An 18,824-nucleotide genomic window follows, 5' to 3' on the forward strand; every position below is an offset into this window, starting at 1 on the left:
ACCGCATGAGCATTTTTAATTCAAAGCAGCTCTGGAATGAGCGCAAGCGCCTTGAGGTCGAGCAGGCTAAGGCTGTTACTGACCAGAAGTTAGACGAGGCACGTATTATTGAGGGTCAAATTAAGCAGCTTGATTTGACGCTTGAGCAGGTTATGAATGACGAGCAAGAAGCACGCAACACACAAGTTGCCCCTGCCCCTCGTCAGACTCTGGGTGAGCGCGTACTTGGCGCACGTGATGAGTTCCAAGGTCTTAACGTTGGTTTCCAGAATGAGGTAACCGTAACTCACCTCGGTACCCCTACCGAAACTGACTATGATTTGCCTTCTATCGGCGAGCCTCTGCTCAACAACTTTGCAAGCACCCTCATTGAGGTACCTGCGAGCGGTTCTGTAACCTATATGCAACGTATCGCCACCACTGGTAAGCCCGATACTTGGAAGGGCGTAACTGAAGGCAGCTCCAACGCAAAGGCTAAGGTTATTTATAACTTTAAGTCTGCAGTAGCTAATAAGGAGACTGTAGCTGGTTATGCTCCAATCTCTAAGGATAGCCTTCGCGACTACGACACCCTTATGTCGGTTATCAACAATGACCTTACCTTAGATGTACAGATTGCTCGTAACTCTAAGTACCTCAAGGGGAACAACAATACGGGCATTATTGGTGTAACTAATACAGTTGGCATCATCGCGCTTGAAGACCACATGGGCAAGAATTATTACGACGCGATTCGTAAGATGCGCACTAAGGTCATGGATGCTGCCCGCCGCGTGCCTACGCACGTGTGCATCAACCCACTTATTAAAGAGGCTATCGACCTTTACAAGACTAAAGAGGGTCTGTATCAGTCACTTGGCACCGATACCATCTGGGGCATGACGGCTGTCGAAGATGTGGACTGCGACGGCATTTTGGTCTATAACGCCAACTCTGCACGCGCTCGCCGTATCGGTAATGGCATGACGGTTGAGGTTGGCTACGTAAATGACCAGTTTATTAAGAACGAGCTTTGCATTCTTGCCGAAACTGACAACGCTCTCGAGGTCAATCTACCCTCTGCTTTCTGCTATGCAACTAAGACCAATCTTGACTTGGAGTAAGCCATGTTTATTAGCGATAAGCGCGTAGTGCGCGATGAGCGTCTTATTGCTTTTGAGGGTGAAATTATGTCTGAAGAGGAGGCTGCTGAGCGCGGCCTCCTCGACGAGGACAAGCCTGAGGAGCAAGAGGACAAGCCTAAGAAGAAGGGCAAGGCTAAGTAATGCTAACTCTGCATCTCGATAATGGCGAGAATCTCCGCGTAGCACGCAACGAGCAAGTAAAGCTCGATTGTGGCGCGGAGTTCGACCGCGTAGAAATTACCAACTATAAAGGTGAGAAGACCGAGCAGGCAACGGACGAGTTTGTCTTTAGTTCTGTGCCCGATATTTGCGAGGTCGTCTTTACCAATAGAGGCGCATTTGTTTGCAGCGCTATTATCGAGGTCGTAGAGCGTCATTATTTTTCAATTGCTGCGCTCAAAGCTCAAGATGATACCGACGATTTTCAGGGCGTTACCGATGAGCAGTTTTTTCGTGCTCGCCAAGCGGCTACAGAGGTATTTGAGCAAAATGCGCACCGCTCTTTTGTTGACCGTCTCGGAAAGACGGAAACATATACGGGTGGTTTTATGTGGCTCAAGCATAATGATGTGAGCGCAATTTTTACGCCCCATGTCGAGCAACTGTCTAATTGCACAGTACAGGCACCTCTTGGGCGGGGCACCATTGAATACATCTACGGTGTAAGTTGGATACCTGCTAAGGTGTCCGCTGCGGTAATGAACCTAGCTGGCTATTATTTGCGCCCATCTACTACGCCAGAGCGTGCTACTGGCGAAGCCGTAGAAGGCGGCTTTATTCGCTTTACTTTGGCTGGTAAGGATGGTGCTACGGGTCTGCCTGAGGTTGATGCGGTAATCGAGCAGTACGGTTGTAATCGGGTGATGGTGCTATGAGGTCGGTAACCCCCTATAGTCGTGCAGCCGAAGCATTATATAAGCGCCTTGAGCTGGTTTTATCTGACAAGGCGCTCAAGCTTTACGACAACGGCATAAAGAAACCTGTATTGTCTATTGGCTTGGGACAAGCTCGTCCTGCTTGCATGGCATGGGTTAACCCTATGCCTTTTGAGGTGCAAATACAAGGCTCTGCAACTTCTCATCAGTACCGTACCGAGTTTATTCTGCGCACCTATCTTTTGTGCGTATCAACCAATTTTAATGACGCGGTAAAGCAGGTAACTTACTGGGCAGATGCAGTCATTATGGGCATTTCTGCCGATGCGACTCTCGGCAGAAAAGTTGACAGGTGTCTCCCACGCATTAGTGACGCAGGTTATGACTTCAATTCAGATAAGCGATTTACTGCGGCAATTGAAATTGAGACAACCATTTCTGTGTATGACATGGTAAGTGAGGATTTTAGGAGGCTCGTCCATGAAGGCTAAGAAGGCAATCGTAGCCGTTATTAACGGTCGCGAGTACCGCATAAAAAAAGGGGAGACAATCCCCGCAGAAATCATTGAGTATGTAAAGGCTTTCGCAGCCGAGAAGGAGAACAAGAATGATTAATACAAGCATCGGTTTATTGGGCGTAGCTAAGCAGACAAATAAATCCACTGCGGCTAGTGAGCCTACTTTCTGCCACGGTCTAACTGGCGGAAGCCTTATTAAGCCAGAGCGAAGTGTGGAACAAAAGGGCATTGCTTGTGGTCTGCGTGCCAATACCTCTAATTCGTCTTACGTAAAAGAGGTAAATGTAGCTATTGACTGCGAGACTATGGCTTACGCTGATGCGCTCGGTCTTTATGCTGCTGCCACGCTTGGCAATTGCGTATCTACATCTGCTACCGAGTCTGGCTATTACAAGCATGTAATTACACTCGGTTCTACGATCCCTTATCTCACTTTTTGGGGACAAATTGGCGATACATCACAGCAGACTGTGCAAAAAGCTGTTGGCTGTAAGATGGACACGCTCAATCTTGAGTTTGATGGCAACGACCCTCTTAAGGTCGGTCTTACTGCTGCTGGTATTGATGCTGATTTGTTCGGGCAGTGGAGCGGCTCCACTGAACCGTCTTGTTTCGATGGCTACTTCATCCCCACCGATGGCACATTCAAGTTCTCTCCTGATAGCCAACTCCCAACTGCTGATGTAACCATCACTAAGGGTAATTTTGAGTTGTCTAATAGCCTCACAAGCTATCGCGGCGCTGGCAAGGTTTCTCCTTCTGAAATTGCAGAGTCCAAGCTGCAAACCAACGTAAAGGTGACCACTATCCCCGATGACTTCTCCATCATCCGTAAGGTTCTGACTGGCTCCGAGAGTGGTACGAAACTCGCAGGTAAGATTGTGTATGGCTCTGCTGCTTGGAGTTTTAAGCACTCCCAAGATGATAAGTGCACTCTTGAGGTCGAGTTCCTCAACGTACCTTGGACTTGCGAGACCCCTCAGGTTTCCCCTGATGGCAATGCCGCAGAGGTCGAGTTCTCCGCAGATAACATCGGCGTAGCCTCTAAGACTGGCAGTCCCATCAAGATTACCCTTGTAAATAAGGTGGCGAGCTATGTTTAAAGTTAAGTGCACTTTTCAAGGCGAGAAAACTCTTGAAGTTATTGGCGGGCGTTCTGCTCTCTGGCAGTCTCAGGACTTCTCGGCATCCTTGCCCGATACTGACTCCAAGACTGGTAAAACCGACTACGCATGGGCATACTTCATGGCTAAGCAGGCTGGCAAACTTGGCGAGCTTGGCTGCCCCGATGGTTCTATTGATGATGCCCTTAACTTCCTTGCTGATAACTACGATATAGCCTTTGAGCCTATCGACGATAGCGCCCCTTTAGTCTTTACGCCCGACAAGTAGCTCAGCTTGCACGCATATCGGGGGTGTCTCCATATGAGCTTGTAAAGCTCGATGAAGAATACCCCCTTATCTTTGACGAGTTTTTGCAGCTCTATACAGTCAAAGACCAAACAAAACAGAGCTTTGAGGAAAAGCGCGAGCAATCAAGGGGCGAGCGAGTAGGCAATTTGTTAGCAAGGTTAAGGCGGTAGATATGGGGACTTATGCATATATACGGGTCAATGGAGTACCAGAGACCATCGCAGCCTTAAAGAATATCGACCGTGATATAGCTAAGGACTTTAACAAGGGGTTGCGCGAGGATGTGCGACCCCTTGTTACTAAGGCTAAAAGTTTCGCCCAAGGATTGGGTGGTTCGGGTGATTATGCTGCAAGTTTTGGCGTGCGCACCAATAGCAAGGGCGTGTATATCTACTCATCTGACCCTGGCGCAGGCGTAATAGAGTTTGCCAATCCTGGGGCACTTGTCCGCTCAGGCAAGCGTATGGGCAAGCCCGCAGGCGTTCCGTCTGGCTCACCCCCGCGAGCACTTGTTAAAGCGCGTGACGAAGAAGAGCCACTTATCGTCGAGGCAGTACAGAAGCGTATTCAGGATATAATCAGGAGTTACCTCAATGGGTAAAGCTAATATTAAAATTGCAGTCTCAGGCGCATTTGATGGTGCGGCAATTGACCGCGCCGAGAAGCGCATAGATGCATTTTCCAAAAGAGCAGCCGTAAATACTGGGGGCGTTGGCGCTAGCGCGGTTGAGCTTGGGGCTAAGTGGTCTGCTGCTGGTGGAGATATATATCGCACTGGGCAGAAAGTCGAAGAGACGGGGCGGAAGCTCCAAGGGCTATCTATTGCTACTGGCTTGGTTGCCGCTGCAACTGGCAGTGCCGCTATTAAGATTGATACCGCTTTAACGGGCGTTAGGAAGACGGTTAACGGCACTGATGAGCAATATCAGCAGTTAAAGGAAGCTGCTATAGAGTTTTCCAAGACAAACGCCGTTTCTGCTGACCAGATTTTAGACATTCAAGCGCTTGGGGCACAGCTTGGATTTAGCATCGACGAGCTTAACGAGATGTCTCGCGTCACGAGTGGCTTATCAATTGCTACTGATATGGGGGCAGAGCAAGCAGCAACTGAGATGGCTCAGTTTGCCAATATTACTAAGATGGCTCATGGTGATGTATCTCGCTATGGCTCAGCTGTTGTAAACCTCGGTAATAATCTCGCAACTACAGAGTCCAAAGTTTCGGCAATGTCGCAGAATATCGCCGCGGCGGGCAAACAGGCTAATATGTCTGTGCCTGACATCCTCGGTTGGTCGGGCGCTATGTCATCTCTTGGCGTAGAAGCCGAAAAAGGCGGTACAGCATTTTCGCAAACCGTTGCGACAATTGATAAAGAGGTTGCTACTGGTGGTGAAAAATTACAGACTTTCGCCGATATGGCTGGCATGTCAGCTGAGAAATTCGCGCAAGCTTGGAAGAACAATTCATCTGAGGCTTTACTTGCAATTCTTAAGGGTGCTGGCGGCGCTGAAAATCTAACGGTTGCTCTTGAGGAAATGGGCGTTACATCGGTGCGCCAATCCGATGTATTAAAGCGTCTTGCTGGCAATACCGACCTTGTTTCTCAGGCGCTGCAGGTATCTAATCAGGGCTGGAATGAGAACACTGCGCTGCAAAAAGAGGTTGAGAACCGCAATGAGTCAATGGCGGCAAAACTTGAGATTCTCAAGAACAAAATTACTGCAATTGCCGAGGATGTCGGCACACCTCTTGTCGGCGCTCTTACTGAGGCAATCGATGCGGCGCAACCTTTGCTTGATACAGTAGAGGCAGCAAGTACCGCCTTCTCTAAGGCTGATAAGGGCACCCAGCAATTCATCCTTGGCCTTGGTGGCGTAGCCATTGCAGCTAGCCCTGTGCTTACGGTTACGGGTAAGCTCATCCAAGGCACAGGCTCGCTTATGTCTTTTGCAGGCAAAACTGCTCAAACGTTTGGCATGTATCAAGACGCGCTCACTACTACCAATGCGGCAGCGCTTGAGACATACTCGTCTAATTCAAAGCTCAACCAAGCTCTTAACGCTAACCCCGCAGTTAAAGCGGCGGGTGGCGTAGATAAATATGTGTCTGCAGTTAAAGACGCTGCACGAGATACGGGAGAATATAACCGTGCGGTCGCTAAACTTGAGCGCGAGCAGAGTAAGGGCAATAAAGCGAGTGCCGAAAGGGTAGCGCAGCTTAAAAACGAAGTCGCTCAAGCTAAAGCTGCAAAGGACAGTTCAAGCGCTGTTGCTAATGGATACAAGACTGAGGCGACAAACGCTGCTGTGTCTACGGCAGCAAACAAATTACACGCTGGTGGATTGATGGCGCTTTCTGCTGCTGCAAACATCGCAAAGGCAGCACTTGCCACCATTGCCCCACTTGCTCTTGTGGCTGGTGTCGCTGCCTTAGTGGCTAAGTTTAAGGAAGCGGAAGACAAGGCAAACACACTCAAGAATGCTACTACTGGTCTTGAGGATGCTGTACGCGGCGGCACCAATGCCGTAAAAGAACAGGGCGGCGCACTTGGTGGGCTTATCCCTGCGCAAAAAAATTACCGAGCTGCGGTGGATGAATCGATTGAATCTCAATCTAAGCTCGCTGATTCAATTCGTGCAATTAACTCAGAGGCGGCGGCGCAAGATGCAGAAATTCGTAACGCATACGCCACTATCGGCGAGTATGCTAATAAGTCTGATTTAAGTTTCGACGCACAAAATAGGCTTAAAGTAGCTGTTGACACTATCAATGATACCTGCGGCACGCAAATACAAGTAATTGATGCTGCTAATGGCAAGCTTGCAGATGAAAAAGGTGCGGTTACCGATGTAACTGCGAGTATTGGCGAATATGTAAAGAAGAAACTCGAGCAAATTCGCATCGATGCTCAGCAGGAGAAACTTAAGGGCTTATATAAGCAGCAAGCAGATGACTTAGAATCATACGTCAAGGCTCAAGCTGGCTTAAATAAGGAGCTGGAGAAGCAGGGCGGGCACGCTGAATACATTAAGCGTCAATCTGCATTATACGGCGGTGGCGCAAATGGCATTAAGCAAGCGGAGAAGGATTGGGAAAATCTAAACAAACGTCTTTCTGATACCTACGGTGTTAAGGATGCTAAAGACGCGCTTGATTCTACAAACAAATCAATTGAAGTTATAAACAAAAATATGCAGACCTCAGCTGAGGTTGCGAGCAGCGCTGCGACTGATATTTCCTCGCTTGCCTCTGCGTCATCCGTAGTAAGTTCTGCCTGTAATGCTATGGGCTATGATTTAAACGATTTTAGTAGCGATTTAGCAAATGCGGGCGTATCAGTAGATACCTTTAAGTCTCTTAATGACTCACAGCTTGCCGAGCTTGTCGGTAAGTGGGATGGCTCTACAGAATCCATTATCAATACCCTTAATGATATGGGCATCAAAATGGAGGACTCGGGTCTTAATGCTGCTAATGCCTTAGCTAATGGCATGGCTAATGGCACGGTTTCTGTAGAGAGCGCTACCGAGATACTTAAAGCCTCTGCATCTGGTGACTGGTCATCTGTTGCCAATCAGATGGCACAAGCTGGTATTCAGCTGCCCGAGAGCGTGGCTAAGGGAATTAAAGATGGTTCGTTCAAGCCATCTGGGGCTACTGAATCTATGATGTCTGCAATTGCGCTTAAGCTTACGGGTGGAGATGTTAAGGCTGCTGCCGAGATGCTCGGTCATGATATTGACGCAGGCTTGGCGAGCGGTATTCAAAATGGCACCCTGTCAGAGCAAGAGTCGCAATTCCTCGGGCAAGACGTTATCAATGCAGCAAAGACTGCGCTCGATTCTCATAGCCCATCTTTAGCATTCGAGCAAATTGGTTATGACGTAGACGCGGGCTTAAGCCAAGGTATCGATGGCAATTCTGGCTCACCGCTCGGCGCTATTGCCTCTCTGGGTGCTCAGCTTGTTGGTAGCCTTACTGGGCTTGCCCCATCTATGCAAAGCACTGGTAACTCTGCTTCTGGTGGCTTGGCTTCTGGGCTTCTGTCAAACGTTGGCGGCGTTGTATCGAGCGCCGCCAAACTTGCGGGCGGAGCACAGGGCGGCGTAAGTAGCGTTAGTAGCTCGCTTTCAAGCACTGGTCAGAGTGCAAGTTCTGGTTTCGCACAAGGGATTGGAAATGGTGTTACTGCTACACACTCGAGCGCTCGCGCTCTTGCAAATGCTGCAAGTAATATGGGTAACGTTAATTCATCGGAATGGGGTAAACACTTAGGGCAAAACTTCGCAGCTGGTATCAATGCAGCTAAGGGATGGGTTGCTGATGCTGCCCGAAATATTGCCAATGCTGCGAAAAACTTCTTGCAATTTACGCAGCCTGATATGGGGCCTTGGAGCGGTGCTGAGCGTGGCGGCATTCGCTCGGGTATGCACTTGGCGCAAAACTTTGCTCAAGGTATGAATGAGGGCACGGCAGACATTACTAAAGCAGCTGAGGGGCTGGCATTTGCAGCAGCTCCACAAACCAAATACGGCACCGCTGCCCCTACGGCTAGCAATGAGGAACTCACGCAACTCTTAGTCTCTTTACTTGCAGAAGTTAAAGCCTTGCACGGCAATCTTGGCAAAATTATCTCCGAGAATACCGACCATCTAGACGATAGAGATATGAGGAGACTTGTAAATGAATATGTACGATAGCCTCATTTATACCAGCTCCACTGGGGTAAAGATTGAGTTTGACGACGTGCGTGCTATCAGACTTGGTGAGGGCGATATACTTCGCTCTCATAAGTGGTCACGCACTCTCGGTTATCGTGGATATACGGGGCTTGCGCGTCAGGCAAGTGAGATAAATATTGACGCAGTTGTCACAGATTTAGAGTTTGCCGACGAGATGCGTAAGGCGTTTGATTATGACGTGGCAATAAACAAGCCTGGTGTACTATCCCTTGGGGGATGGACGCAGCACGCACTTGTTGTAGAGATGGAGAATGATGTTTGGAGGCCATCCGTACTCGGCATTACTCTTACGGTGGGTCTTCTTGATGGCATTTGGCGAAAAGAGAAGACTGTACACGTTCCACCTGCTGGTGGCTTTGCTGGAGACGGCATCGGCAAAGGATACCCGCACGGTTACCCCCACGGTTATGCAGTTCAAGCGCCTAGTCAGACTATTAAGCTCGATGGCTATCTTCCCTCGTCGCTTAAGCTAACTATATTCGGTGCGGTATCCGCACCATCAGTTACCATTGGCGGTAACGTTTATAAATACGGTGGAGACGTTCCAACTGGCGGTTATTTGGTAATTGATGGGGCAACTAAAACCGCAACTGTCACTAATGAGAATGGCGACGTAAAGAACGCCTTGCCTGAACTTGAAATAGGCTCGGGCGAGGGATGCGGTACGTATGCCTTCGAGAAATTAAAGCCAGGGACGAGCCGCGTAGATTGGAACGGCTCATTTGGGTTTGACCTCACGACCTACCTTGAGGATTGTGAGGTGCCATGGATATTGTAATCTCGACACCCGATGGCAAGAAGCAAAAAATACTTGATGACTTTAGCCTTGATTTAGAGTTCGGCATTGGTCTTGGCAATGACTTTAAGCTCGCGGGAATCAATGAGCGCTTGGCTCTTGGCTCGCGTGTATGGATACCTAATACAGAGTATGGCGGTGTAATCGATGATGATAACCCATCGCGTACCGTAAAGGGCGACTCTATCTATTATCATGGCAGGACTTGGCAGGGGATATTAGAGGGTAATATCGTTATGCCTGATAGCGGTCATGACTACCTCACTTTATCGGGCACCTGCAATGGACTAATTAAGGCACTCATTGACCGTAGCAAACTATCGGATGTATTTACGGTATCCATCGCAACAAGCCCATCTATCAGCAATTACAAATTCAACCGCTATATTGACCTCTACACCGCGATTCGGGGGATGCTCGCAAGTGTCAACCAGCGTTTAGAGATTAAAGCTGTTGATGGTGCGATTGTTCTAAATTCAAAAGAAATTACCGACTGGGGCGATTTGCTTGGTGCGGAGAATGTAGCTTTTTCGGCGCGACGTAATAACCGACCTGTGAATCACCTTGTTTGTCTTGGAAAAGGCGAGCTTAAAGAGCGCGAGGTAGTCCATCTTTTCGCTGATGAAAAGGGCAATATTAGCCAAACACAGAGCTTATTTGGGCTTGACCACGTGGGGCAGGTATATGACATAAGTTCTAAGTCTGGCTCGGAGCTTTTGTCGGCTGGTAAGTCTAAGCTGAAAAAATTACAAGAAGATAAGAATACCGCTAAGGCTGTTCTACCTGATGCAGTCGGTATGTCTGTTGGCGATTCTGTTACAGCAGTATCCACTACATATGGTTTGAGAGCTAAAGCCAATATCACAGGTGTTGTATTAAAGATACAGAACGGGTTTTGTTCGGTCACACCGAAAGCGGACGGGCGGGCTGATACGGTCGATTATACGTAAGGATTTGTTATGCCAAAAATTGAGGGAGTCACCCAGTACAAATGCGATAGATGCAAAAAAGAGGAGAACGTACTCCCAAATGACCCTGCGGGGGATAAGTGGGAGACGGTGCGGCGCATTGATAGTAATGGGAATGAAGTAACCGCAATTCTCTGTAAAGAATGCGCAGATAAATACCGTGATTTTGTTCTTGACCAATCTTATGAATACCGCAAATTCTTAGCAGGGAAGGAGTAAGTATGGATGCAATCACCGCAGGAAATGGCAAGAATCACGTTACCTCTGCTGATGATGCTGAGATTTTCGCTTCGCTTATCGGTGGCGAGAGCTGCGTAATGCAGCGAGGAGACATGTTTAAGTGCATCGTCGAGACTGCAAATAAAGCCACAATTGGCACAGGGCTTGGTTTTATTCATGGGCACGCGTTTCGATGCGAAGTACCTGAATCGGTAGTTATTAAGTCAGGCTCTCAAGGATTTAAAAGAAATGATATTATCGGCGTTCGCTGGACTACTGATTCTCTCGGCAATGAAAGTATTTCGCTTGAGGTTATCCAGGGAACTCCTGTAACACTTAATCCATCAGACCCCGAGACCCCAAGCGGTAATCTTCTAAATGGTGACAGGTCCGCATGGTTTAGTCTATGGCGCATTAAGATTGATGGTATTACCGTTGGCACCCCTGAGAAAATGTTTCGCGAGGTAAATAGCTATCTTGGCATGATGACCCCTAAGGTGCTCTTTACTGGTGATTTTGCACAGACAAAAAGTTCTCAAATTACCTTATCTGATGTGGTTACCAATTACACAAAGATAGATGTTGTTTATCAAACCTCTGGCGGAGATGTTGGCACGATTCCGCTCTACAATCCGCAAGCTGGCACAAAGTTTGTAGTATGGTCGGCTGAGCCGTCGAATGATTATATCTTTTTCAAAAATAAAGCATTCCTAATTCAAGAAAATGCGAAGAGCATTAATGCTGCTCGTGTAACTGGGTCTGATTCGTCTTGGTGGGCACAGGAATACCGATTTGCATATACCTCAAATGCAGGTCTTTATACCAGCCATACAAATAGCATCGGCATTATCGCTGTCTACGGCTACAGATTCTAAGGAGGTGCATTATGACGCAGGAAATACAGCCAATTCTAAGTCTGTTGGTGCCAATTACCACACTCATTTTATTTGCGCGCGTAATGCTCCAAGACCGAGAGCAGAGCGCCCGCAGCTTTGAGACGCTTGCGTTGAGCATCGAGCAGCTAAAGAAGATGGTGGAGAAGTTAGAGCGAAAGGTAGACGAGATAAACAATCAGCTAAATACCCATACGGTTGATTTATCAAAAATCGACCTTAGAGTAACCGCACTTGAAAGCCGTATGGGTGACATTGAGGACAGGTGCGGGATGCATACAGAAGTTTTGGCAGCCTTAAAAACAAAGGAGTAATCATGACACACATTAAGCATTGGGCAATTGCCGCAGCAGTACGAGCACTAAAGACATTTGCACAAGTAGCAGTATCGCTTATAGGTACTGGAGCTGTTGGTTTTACTGACCTTGACTGGGTGCAAATTGCATCTGTAGCAGGTGTAGCAGCAGTAACCTCAATCCTTACCAGCATTGCGGGGCTTCCCGAGGTATCCGAGGGCGCAAGTCCTCTTAAGAAAATCGAGGAGTAGGTATGGACGAGCTTACCGACGAGCAGCTGGCAGAGCTTATGAGTACGCAAGACGTACACGATGAGGATGACGTAGCAGAGGTGGAGGAGGTTATCTATGAGTAGAGCTGGTGACCTCTTAGCAGCTGCTAATGCTGAGATTGGCTATAACCGATTCGATGATCCTTTAGCAGGCACTAAATACGGCAGACGATACGCGCAATTAGTAGGTAATGCTTACTACGGCACGTCTGGTGTTCCGTACTGCGCAATGTTCGTTAGCTATCTTTTTGACAAGCTGGGAATTGCCGAGCCGTTTCTGCCCGAAGCATATTGCCCCTACATGAAGAATAAAGCTAGGCAGGCAGGCATGCTTGTAGACAAATACCAGGCACGCCCCGGTGATGTAGTGCTGTTTGACTGGGGCGGCGATGGCGTGTGTGACCACGTAGGCATCGTAGAGAAGAATTGTGGTAATTACCTGCAGACAATTGAGGGCAACACATCTGTTGGCACATCTGGCTCACAGTCTAACGGCGGTCGTGTTGCTCGCCGTACACGCAGTTTTACTAGTGTAAATTGCGTCATTCGCCCAAATTATGCCGATGGCGGCTGGATACAAGACTCCGTCGGTTGGTGGTACAAGAACGCTGATGGTAGCTATACCAAGGACGGCTGGCAGGCTATTGATGGTAAGTGGTACTTCTTCGACGAGCGCGGCTATATGTACCGTGGCTGGCTACAACGCTATGGATATTGGTATTACCTTGATGGCTCTGGTGCTATGGTGACAGGCTGGCAGGCTATTAGCGGCAAATGGTATTACTTCAATAAGAACGGCGATATGGCTACAGGCTGGGTGCGCGACGAGGGCAAGTGGTATTACCTTGATACTAACGGCGACATGAAGGTTGGTTGGATACTGGACAATGGCAAGTGGTATCTCACAGATGGCAGCGGTGCCATCAAGACTAATACCATTGCTATATCTGGTGATAATGCTTATGCATTCCGCCCTGATGGCTCCATGGTCACAGGCGATGTAATGGCATCAGCCGATGAAAATGGCGTTTTGCATATCAAACCGTAAGGAGAGCCATGGAAGAATGGACGCTTACAGTATGGAGTACGCTATCCGATGGCCCCGGTCTTCACTATAGTAAAGAACGCGTTGAGCGGTTTTCCACTAAAGATGATGTGGTGGCATTTATCAAGGGTAGGTATCTTGCCGCAAAAGTTACGTGGTTCGACGATAAGCAAAAGTGCAGTGTAGTTATTAAGGGGTGACAACGAACGAGAAAAAATCACGTTCGTTGTAACTTCCGACTTGGTTCGTACTAGACATAACTAACCCCTCACCTACCATTTGGCAAGTGAGGGGTCTTTTTTGTTTATGCAGGTAAACGGCTTGTTGTAAGGCGTTTTAAGACGCTGTAATTTTGTAAATGACTATTTATACCTGTTTTAGGACGGTATTGTCCTTTCCATCCACGAACTCAACCTCATACCCTTGCGTCTCAAGAGCAATAGCTACAGCACGGCTGCATGCATTGGCAAAACGCCAATCTCTGCCATCGTCAGTGTAATGGTGCTGCCTGTAGTCCACTGCGCTAAACCAGTAGGGGAGCTGTATTGCCCTTGCTGCCCCATACTCCTCGGTCTGTTGTTCAACAATATCAAGCGCGACATCAATAGCTGCTTGCATCTGCTCGCGCATATCATCGAGTAGCTCCCATACATCAGCAGGGGCACGGTATCCAGTATCGCTAGGTGTTGCCCAGCGCCTGACTGAGCGCTCCTGTACTCCTGCTAAATCAGCCAAGCGGGCATCTGTAAGTCCTAAAGTCTCACGCAATGCGCGAAATTCCGCTTTGCTGCGGTTCGGTCGATTTGTACTCATATGTTTCCCTTTCTAATGAAAAAAGGGCGGAGCTTTCGCCCCACCCCCTTGTTTTAGTTTGCTACGATGCGGTAGAAAATGGCAACTGTGAAGTTCTGGTTGCCGTGAGGCTCTTCGTAGTCATTAAGACCGCTTGCGTAACTCACCCAGTACTTCATGGCTTCGTCATGGTCGTCGCTTTGGAATACATCGCGAACCTCGAGAACCTCGTTGCCAAGGAGTTTAACTTGCTGGACTGTGTACTTCATTTCATTCCCCTTTTCTCGGGTGAGGGCTGACCTTGTGCCGTCCCTCTTGACACTTATAATATAGTCCGTAAACCAGACTAATACAAGCATGAATTGGTACGTTCATATTTTGCACACAATTCATCTGGCGGTTATGCTGCGCGTTGCAGTCTTATTAAGAGTGTGCAATTATGTATTCCTATTTCGCATGTTCCCGTATTGATTCGGCTTGTAGAATGGATGGGGAGCCAGTTAGAAATTGTGCGAACCCGTGAGATGGTCAATCTTGCGGGTTCGTTTTTTAATACGCCTGTCTCCCAAAACTTTAAAGAATAGCACAAGCGCTTGCGCCGTTTGTTTGGAATTTTCCCATTTACAGGATGTAAATGGTAGGATTTATAGGAACGTAAACGACATAGATGACAATTCATCCATGCAGGTTACGAAAGGATTTGGGAGCTAAATAGTGAGTACTTCTCAATCTGTACATGCAGCTCAAACAACCAGTCGTAGGGATGCCTGGAACGCACCGCTTAAACGTGATCTTTCCATCCTGGAACAACTTGTTTCTAAGGATTTTAAACTCAAATATCGTCGCAGTATTTTGGGTGTGGTTTGGAGTGTTTTAAATCCACTGCTTATGATGATTGTTATGGCAGTTGTATTTTCTTCATTCATGCGTTACCAAGATAAGGATCTTGGTAATTACCCTCTGTATTTGATTTTGGGTAATACGGCTTGGCAGCTTATGGCAGACTCCACCTCTCAGGGTATGGTGTCAATTATTGGCGCGGCATCACTCCTTAAAAAAGTGCGGGTTAACCGTTTTGTGTTCCCCGTACAAAAGGTTCTTTTTGCCATGGTAAATTACTCGTTTTCCCTGGTAGCCGTTGCATTGGTTATGCTATTTTTCCGCATACCGCTTACGCCAATGGCATTTTTTATGCCGGTAGCCTTGCTGCTCTTGGGCATTTTTTCCATCGGACTATCGTTGTTGCTGTCTACCTTATCCGTCTTTTTTCGCGATGTTATTCATCTCTGGAGCGTTTTTCTTACGGCATGGATGTATGCCACGCCCTTGTTTTATCCCTTTAGCCAGTTGCCTGAATGGATGAAGGTTGCAGAGGGATTTAATCCCATGTACTGCTATATCACACTTATTCGTGATGCCTTGTTATGGCAGCAGATGCCAACCACGGGTCTTCTCATTCGTTGTGTTGGTTTTGCTTTGGGCACGTTAGCGCTTGGATGGATTGTATTTCACAAAAACGAGCACAAGTTTATTTTGTATATCTAACAGGGGAGTAACTCTTGTCAGACGTCACACTACATAAGCCCGATGGCTGGTCTGCTCAATTTCATATTGAGAAGTCTAACTTGCTTACGGGAGAAACTGCACTGGTAGAGCCTATTATTGAGGGCATCGATCCCAAGGAATTATGGCTTAACTTTACCTGGTCATCTGAAGGTCGTTGGGATGAAGGCAACTGGGATTCTACCTATAACCGTACGGGCTCCTATACCCAAGAGACATCTTGGGTTTTTAATCCGCCTCATGAGGGGCGCTATCAAATTTTTGTAGACATCAATGATTCTACGAGTGGGACTATGACGGTTTCTGGTTGGGTAACCGTATCTGCACCCGATGGTTTTAAACGTCCTGATCTTCCAGCACCAGATGCAGAGACGGTCATTGCGGTGGACGATGTCTCCATGGTCTTTAATATTGCATCTGAGCAGTTTAATTCTCTTAAAGAGTATTTCTTAGCACTTACCAAAGGCGAGTTGAGCTTTAAGGAGTTTCGTGCGCTTGATCACATTAACTTTGAAGTTAAGCGTGGTGAAGCATTTGGTCTGGTAGGCACCAATGGATCTGGCAAGTCTACAATGCTTAAGATTATTGCTGGCGTGCTTGAGGCTTCTGAAGGTAGCTGCCAAGTAGCGGGCACCATTGCACCTCTTATTGAGCTCGGTGCTGGTTTTGATATGGAGTTGACTGCTGCAGAGAATATCTACCTTAATGGTGCACTTTTGGGATACAAAAAAGAGTTCATTGACGATCATTTTGACGAGATTGTTGAGTTTGCAGAACTCCAGAACTTCATGGATATGCCCCTCAAAAATTATTCAAGCGGTATGGTTGCGCGTATTGCCTTTGCTATTGCTACTATTACCGAGCCAGATATTCTTATTGTTGATGAAACGCTTTCCGTTGGTGACTTTTTGTTCCAGCAAAAGTGTGAACGTCGCATTAAGGAGCTTGTTGAATCCGATGGCGTTACCGTTTTGCTCGTAAGCCATAGCATTGAGTTGGTAGAGCGTATTTGCGACCGTGTCTGTTGGATTGAGAAGGGTAAGCAACGCATGCTTGGACCTACTGATGATGTGTGTGAGCACTACAAGAGGTTGGAAGCGTAATATGCCTACCACCTCTTTAGAAAAGCCTAGTCTTAGTATTTTGGTCCCTATTTTTAATGTCGAGAAGTACTTGCGCCAGTGCTTAACATCGCTTATGGCACAGGATTACCAGGACTTTGAAGTGATTTTGCTCAATGATGGGTCTACTGATTCATCCGCCAGCATTGCAGAAGAATTTGCTCGTTCTTATGAGCGTGTATCGCTTATCAATAAAGAAAACTCTGGTTATGGCGCCACTCTTAATCTGGGCATTGATAAAGCTCGCGGTACCTACCTTGGTTTTCTCGAGTCAGATGATTTAATGTATCCACATGCCTTGCGCGCGCTTATGGATGCCGCATGTGCTCATGATGCAGATGTGGTTCGTGGCACTTATTCCTACTATTGGTCTATGGACAATAAGGATGAAATACAGCACCCCTATGCTGCAGATTTAATAGGCCGTGCCAAAGATTATCGTGCAGATATACGTCCATTCTTAACGCCCTACGCCATTTGGGATGGTGTATATCGACGTCAGATGCTCTTTGATCAAAATATCCGTTTTCTAGAGACAGCTGGCGCATCATATCAAGATACGTCCTTTGCATTTAAGACTTATGCAGCTTCTCAAAAGACCGTTTTTTTGGACACGCCCATCATCCATTATCGTCAGGATAATGAGGGTTCTTCCGTGCGTTCTCGTGGCAAAGTGTATGCTGTTTGTCAGGAATATGATGAGATTAGCCACTGGTTAACACATCGTAACAATCAATCATTCGAGAAAAACTTCCAGATGGCAGCGCTCATTGGTCGTTACAATGCGTATTTATGGAACCTTGACCGTATTGCTCCTGAGTTTCGCGAGGAGTTTATTTGCTTTATGAGCAAAGAGTTTTCTCTGATGGATGATGCAGGCAGAATCGATTGGGCTCATTTAGATGAATGGCGCACGCGTAACCTGCGCAAAATATTGGATGATCCCAAGGGTTACCTAACCATCCGCGAGCGTCTTCATGGGCAGAGCACCTTGTCTAAAGTTGCCTTTGCCTTAGAGCTTGGTGGGCCTGCAGCACTTGTTTCGGCTGTTAAAGAACGAAAGATGCGATAATGCCAACACATCCATCGATTGCTTGCTCTGCTCATCGTCCTAAGCATCCTCTTGTTTCTATTATTGTTCCTGCTTATAACGCACAAGAGTATGTAAGAAGCTGTCTTGATTCCTTGCGTGCCCAGACCCTGCACAATATTGAAATTGTTTGTGTGAATGATGGCTCCACGGATGCCACCCAAGACATAGTGGAAGAAATTGCAAGTCAAGATAGACGTGTTGTAGTAGTACAGCAACAAAACTCAGGTATTGGGTGTGCGCGTAATGCGGGAGTTGCTGCTGCTTGTGGCGAGATAATCATGCTGTGTGATGCGGATGACATGCTTAAGCCTCAGGCTTGTGAGAAGGTATATCAACAGTTTATTTCTACCAAGTGCAGCGTTGTGGTCTTTGGTTTTGAGGTATTTCCTGCGGGTGCCTTGCATCCTTCTTTAGCTTCTCAACTTCATCCACGTGATGTTGTTATTACGCAAAGTGCGCGCGGCATAGAGCAGCTTCTTTTTGAAGAAAAGGCACGCCCTTTTGGGGCACGCCTGGCGTTGCGTGCAAGTTTTATGCGCGAGCAACATATTACGTTTCATCCCAAGCTTACCCTCGGTGAAGATCAGTATTTTTGCTTTGAGGTGTATCCTCGATCTACCAAAACAGTTCTCATGAGCGAGCAGCTGTATCGGTATCGCATGAATAGACAGTCTATGAGTCATAGACTGGGCTCGGATGTAGATGCCCGTCTCAACAAGCTTTCTCAACACCTTGCGTGCGAACGTGCCATCATTCAGGATTGGACCAAGGCTGGTTTTATGGGTCTTTGTGACGAGAAACTCCTTGAGTGGTGCCTTGATTTGCTGTTATTGGATGTGTCTAAGTTGCCCCTTGGTAAACAAGTTTCATTTTGGGAACAGTGGTGTACCGACGTGTTGAGTGGATTTGCTTTGCAAACGCTGCTGAGTTCGAGCAAATTATCGAGTGCAGCCAAGGGCTGTTTAACCGATATCGTATCCGATGCTCATGCGGTATCAAAACGGCATCTTACAATGTTTTATCTGCGTAAACGTGGCGTGGTAAGCAGTATGAAGCGCGTGGTATGGGGCCTGACACATAAAGCTTAGTTGGTTG

23 protein-coding genes are annotated in these 18,824 nt (G+C 47.4%); 21 read left to right on the top strand and 2 right to left on the bottom strand.

Annotation, left to right across the window (positions count from 1 at the left end):
- Nucleotides 1-5: 5 nt before the first annotated feature.
- From SPD80_RS02775 to SPD80_RS02855, 17 genes are all read left to right on the top strand, one after another.
- The gene (locus SPD80_RS02775; RefSeq protein WP_320828393.1) at nt 6-1,103 is read left to right on the top strand and encodes a phage major capsid protein; all 1,098 of its coding nucleotides are present in this window, start codon (nt 6-8) and stop codon (nt 1,101-1,103) included.
- 3 nt (nt 1,104-1,106) lie between these two features.
- Nucleotides 1,107-1,265 (top strand): hypothetical protein, encoded by a 159-nt coding sequence (locus SPD80_RS02780; RefSeq protein WP_320828395.1) that lies wholly within the window; start codon nt 1,107-1,109, stop codon nt 1,263-1,265.
- A complete protein-coding gene (locus tag SPD80_RS02785) occupies nt 1,265-1,999 on the top strand; it encodes a hypothetical protein (RefSeq protein ID WP_320828396.1) in 735 nt (244 codons plus the stop codon). The genes SPD80_RS02780 and SPD80_RS02785 overlap by 1 nt, the downstream gene beginning before the upstream one ends.
- Nucleotides 1,996-2,490, top strand: a complete 495-nt coding sequence (locus SPD80_RS02790) for a hypothetical protein (RefSeq protein ID WP_320828397.1) — start codon at nt 1,996-1,998, stop codon at nt 2,488-2,490. The genes SPD80_RS02785 and SPD80_RS02790 overlap by 4 nt, the downstream gene beginning before the upstream one ends.
- Nucleotides 2,480-2,614 carry a hypothetical protein gene (locus tag SPD80_RS02795; protein ID WP_320828398.1) on the top strand — a complete coding sequence of 45 codons (135 nt, stop codon included), beginning with the start codon at nt 2,480-2,482 and terminating at the stop codon, nt 2,612-2,614. Before SPD80_RS02790 ends, SPD80_RS02795 begins: the two co-directional genes overlap by 11 nt.
- Nucleotides 2,607-3,620, top strand: a complete 1,014-nt coding sequence (locus SPD80_RS02800; protein ID WP_320828399.1) for a phage tail tube protein — start codon at nt 2,607-2,609, stop codon at nt 3,618-3,620. The genes SPD80_RS02795 and SPD80_RS02800 overlap by 8 nt, the downstream gene beginning before the upstream one ends.
- The gene (locus SPD80_RS02805) at nt 3,613-3,909 is read left to right on the top strand and encodes a hypothetical protein (RefSeq protein WP_320828400.1); all 297 of its coding nucleotides are present in this window, start codon (nt 3,613-3,615) and stop codon (nt 3,907-3,909) included. Before SPD80_RS02800 ends, SPD80_RS02805 begins: the two co-directional genes overlap by 8 nt.
- 193 nt (nt 3,910-4,102) lie before the next feature.
- Nucleotides 4,103-4,531: a hypothetical protein gene (locus SPD80_RS02810; RefSeq protein WP_320828402.1), complete on the top strand. Its 429-nt coding sequence runs from the start codon at nt 4,103-4,105 to the stop codon at nt 4,529-4,531.
- Nucleotides 4,524-8,630, top strand: coding sequence for a phage tail tape measure protein (locus SPD80_RS02815; protein WP_320828404.1), 4,107 nt, complete (start codon nt 4,524-4,526; stop codon nt 8,628-8,630). Before SPD80_RS02810 ends, SPD80_RS02815 begins: the two co-directional genes overlap by 8 nt.
- On the top strand, nt 8,614-9,450 hold the full coding sequence (locus tag SPD80_RS02820) for a hypothetical protein (protein WP_320828406.1): 837 nt from the start codon (nt 8,614-8,616) through the stop codon (nt 9,448-9,450). Before SPD80_RS02815 ends, SPD80_RS02820 begins: the two co-directional genes overlap by 17 nt.
- The gene (locus SPD80_RS02825) at nt 9,438-10,418 is read left to right on the top strand and encodes a hypothetical protein (protein ID WP_320828408.1); all 981 of its coding nucleotides are present in this window, start codon (nt 9,438-9,440) and stop codon (nt 10,416-10,418) included. Before SPD80_RS02820 ends, SPD80_RS02825 begins: the two co-directional genes overlap by 13 nt.
- A gap of 9 nt (nt 10,419-10,427) precedes the next feature.
- On the top strand, nt 10,428-10,655 hold the full coding sequence (locus SPD80_RS02830; protein WP_320828410.1) for a hypothetical protein: 228 nt from the start codon (nt 10,428-10,430) through the stop codon (nt 10,653-10,655).
- A gap of 2 nt (nt 10,656-10,657) precedes the next feature.
- Complete coding sequence (locus SPD80_RS02835; RefSeq protein WP_320828412.1) at nt 10,658-11,530, top strand: hypothetical protein; 873 nt, start codon at nt 10,658-10,660, stop codon at nt 11,528-11,530.
- 11 nt (nt 11,531-11,541) lie between these two features.
- The gene (locus SPD80_RS02840; protein ID WP_320828413.1) at nt 11,542-11,862 is read left to right on the top strand and encodes a hypothetical protein; all 321 of its coding nucleotides are present in this window, start codon (nt 11,542-11,544) and stop codon (nt 11,860-11,862) included.
- Nucleotides 11,863-11,864: 2 nt separating this feature from the next.
- Nucleotides 11,865-12,095 (top strand): holin, encoded by a 231-nt coding sequence (locus SPD80_RS02845; protein ID WP_320828415.1) that lies wholly within the window; start codon nt 11,865-11,867, stop codon nt 12,093-12,095.
- A 96-nt stretch (nt 12,096-12,191) separates the two neighbouring features.
- The gene (locus SPD80_RS02850) at nt 12,192-13,163 is read left to right on the top strand and encodes a CHAP domain-containing protein (RefSeq protein ID WP_320828417.1); all 972 of its coding nucleotides are present in this window, start codon (nt 12,192-12,194) and stop codon (nt 13,161-13,163) included.
- Between the two features lie 8 nt (nt 13,164-13,171).
- Complete coding sequence (locus SPD80_RS02855) at nt 13,172-13,360, top strand: hypothetical protein (protein WP_320828418.1); 189 nt, start codon at nt 13,172-13,174, stop codon at nt 13,358-13,360.
- Nucleotides 13,361-13,526: 166 nt separating this feature from the next.
- On the opposite strand, the gene SPD80_RS02860 is transcribed toward SPD80_RS02855, so the two are convergent.
- Both SPD80_RS02860 and SPD80_RS02865 read right to left on the bottom strand, forming a co-directional pair.
- Nucleotides 13,527-13,973: a hypothetical protein gene (locus SPD80_RS02860; RefSeq protein ID WP_320828420.1), complete on the bottom strand. Its 447-nt coding sequence runs from the start codon at nt 13,971-13,973 to the stop codon at nt 13,527-13,529.
- A gap of 53 nt (nt 13,974-14,026) precedes the next feature.
- Complete coding sequence (locus SPD80_RS02865; protein WP_320828421.1) at nt 14,027-14,221, bottom strand: hypothetical protein; 195 nt, start codon at nt 14,219-14,221, stop codon at nt 14,027-14,029.
- A gap of 445 nt (nt 14,222-14,666) precedes the next feature.
- Between SPD80_RS02865 and SPD80_RS02870 the strand changes: the two genes are divergently transcribed.
- Genes SPD80_RS02870 through SPD80_RS02885 form a run of 4 tightly spaced genes read left to right on the top strand, consistent with a single transcriptional unit; the run spans nt 14,667 to nt 18,817 of the window.
- Nucleotides 14,667-15,497: an ABC transporter permease gene (locus tag SPD80_RS02870; RefSeq protein ID WP_320604134.1), complete on the top strand. Its 831-nt coding sequence runs from the start codon at nt 14,667-14,669 to the stop codon at nt 15,495-15,497.
- 14 nt (nt 15,498-15,511) lie between these two features.
- Nucleotides 15,512-16,618 carry an ABC transporter ATP-binding protein gene (locus SPD80_RS02875; protein WP_320828422.1) on the top strand — a complete coding sequence of 369 codons (1,107 nt, stop codon included), beginning with the start codon at nt 15,512-15,514 and terminating at the stop codon, nt 16,616-16,618.
- Entirely contained in the window at nt 16,590-17,708 is a 1,119-nt protein-coding gene (locus SPD80_RS02880; protein WP_320828424.1) for a glycosyltransferase family 2 protein, read from the top strand. The genes SPD80_RS02875 and SPD80_RS02880 overlap by 29 nt, the downstream gene beginning before the upstream one ends.
- Nucleotides 17,708-18,817 (top strand): glycosyltransferase family 2 protein, encoded by a 1,110-nt coding sequence (locus SPD80_RS02885; protein ID WP_320604128.1) that lies wholly within the window; start codon nt 17,708-17,710, stop codon nt 18,815-18,817. The genes SPD80_RS02880 and SPD80_RS02885 overlap by 1 nt, the downstream gene beginning before the upstream one ends.
- Nucleotides 18,818-18,824 lie beyond the last annotated feature (7 nt).

The sequence above is a fragment of the Atopobium sp. genome, assembly GCF_034113385.1.
Lineage (GTDB): Bacteria > Actinomycetota > Coriobacteriia > Coriobacteriales > Atopobiaceae > Atopobium.

What these genes read in the sequence shown, in the direction of transcription:
- SPD80_RS02775 (WP_320828393.1), top strand. Translation starts at nt 6, where the DNA reads ATGAGCATTTTTAATTCAAAGCAGCTCTGGAATGAGCGCAAGCGCCTT.
- SPD80_RS02780 (WP_320828395.1), top strand. Translation starts at nt 1,107, where the DNA reads ATGTTTATTAGCGATAAGCGCGTAGTGCGCGATGAGCGTCTTATTGCT.
- SPD80_RS02785 (WP_320828396.1), top strand. Translation starts at nt 1,265, where the DNA reads ATGCTAACTCTGCATCTCGATAATGGCGAGAATCTCCGCGTAGCACGC.
- SPD80_RS02790 (WP_320828397.1), top strand. Translation starts at nt 1,996, where the DNA reads ATGAGGTCGGTAACCCCCTATAGTCGTGCAGCCGAAGCATTATATAAG.
- SPD80_RS02795 (WP_320828398.1), top strand. Translation starts at nt 2,480, where the DNA reads ATGAAGGCTAAGAAGGCAATCGTAGCCGTTATTAACGGTCGCGAGTAC.
- SPD80_RS02800 (WP_320828399.1), top strand. Translation starts at nt 2,607, where the DNA reads ATGATTAATACAAGCATCGGTTTATTGGGCGTAGCTAAGCAGACAAAT.
- SPD80_RS02805 (WP_320828400.1), top strand. Translation starts at nt 3,613, where the DNA reads ATGTTTAAAGTTAAGTGCACTTTTCAAGGCGAGAAAACTCTTGAAGTT.
- SPD80_RS02810 (WP_320828402.1), top strand. Translation starts at nt 4,103, where the DNA reads ATGGGGACTTATGCATATATACGGGTCAATGGAGTACCAGAGACCATC.
- SPD80_RS02815 (WP_320828404.1), top strand. Translation starts at nt 4,524, where the DNA reads ATGGGTAAAGCTAATATTAAAATTGCAGTCTCAGGCGCATTTGATGGT.
- SPD80_RS02820 (WP_320828406.1), top strand. Translation starts at nt 8,614, where the DNA reads ATGAATATGTACGATAGCCTCATTTATACCAGCTCCACTGGGGTAAAG.
- SPD80_RS02825 (WP_320828408.1), top strand. Translation starts at nt 9,438, where the DNA reads ATGGATATTGTAATCTCGACACCCGATGGCAAGAAGCAAAAAATACTT.
- SPD80_RS02830 (WP_320828410.1), top strand. Translation starts at nt 10,428, where the DNA reads ATGCCAAAAATTGAGGGAGTCACCCAGTACAAATGCGATAGATGCAAA.
- SPD80_RS02835 (WP_320828412.1), top strand. Translation starts at nt 10,658, where the DNA reads ATGGATGCAATCACCGCAGGAAATGGCAAGAATCACGTTACCTCTGCT.
- SPD80_RS02840 (WP_320828413.1), top strand. Translation starts at nt 11,542, where the DNA reads ATGACGCAGGAAATACAGCCAATTCTAAGTCTGTTGGTGCCAATTACC.
- SPD80_RS02845 (WP_320828415.1), top strand. Translation starts at nt 11,865, where the DNA reads ATGACACACATTAAGCATTGGGCAATTGCCGCAGCAGTACGAGCACTA.
- SPD80_RS02850 (WP_320828417.1), top strand. Translation starts at nt 12,192, where the DNA reads ATGAGTAGAGCTGGTGACCTCTTAGCAGCTGCTAATGCTGAGATTGGC.
- SPD80_RS02855 (WP_320828418.1), top strand. Translation starts at nt 13,172, where the DNA reads ATGGAAGAATGGACGCTTACAGTATGGAGTACGCTATCCGATGGCCCC.
- SPD80_RS02860 (WP_320828420.1), bottom strand. Translation starts at nt 13,973, where the DNA reads ATGAGTACAAATCGACCGAACCGCAGCAAAGCGGAATTTCGCGCATTG.
- SPD80_RS02865 (WP_320828421.1), bottom strand. Translation starts at nt 14,221, where the DNA reads ATGAAGTACACAGTCCAGCAAGTTAAACTCCTTGGCAACGAGGTTCTC.
- SPD80_RS02885 (WP_320604128.1), top strand. Translation starts at nt 17,708, where the DNA reads ATGCCAACACATCCATCGATTGCTTGCTCTGCTCATCGTCCTAAGCAT.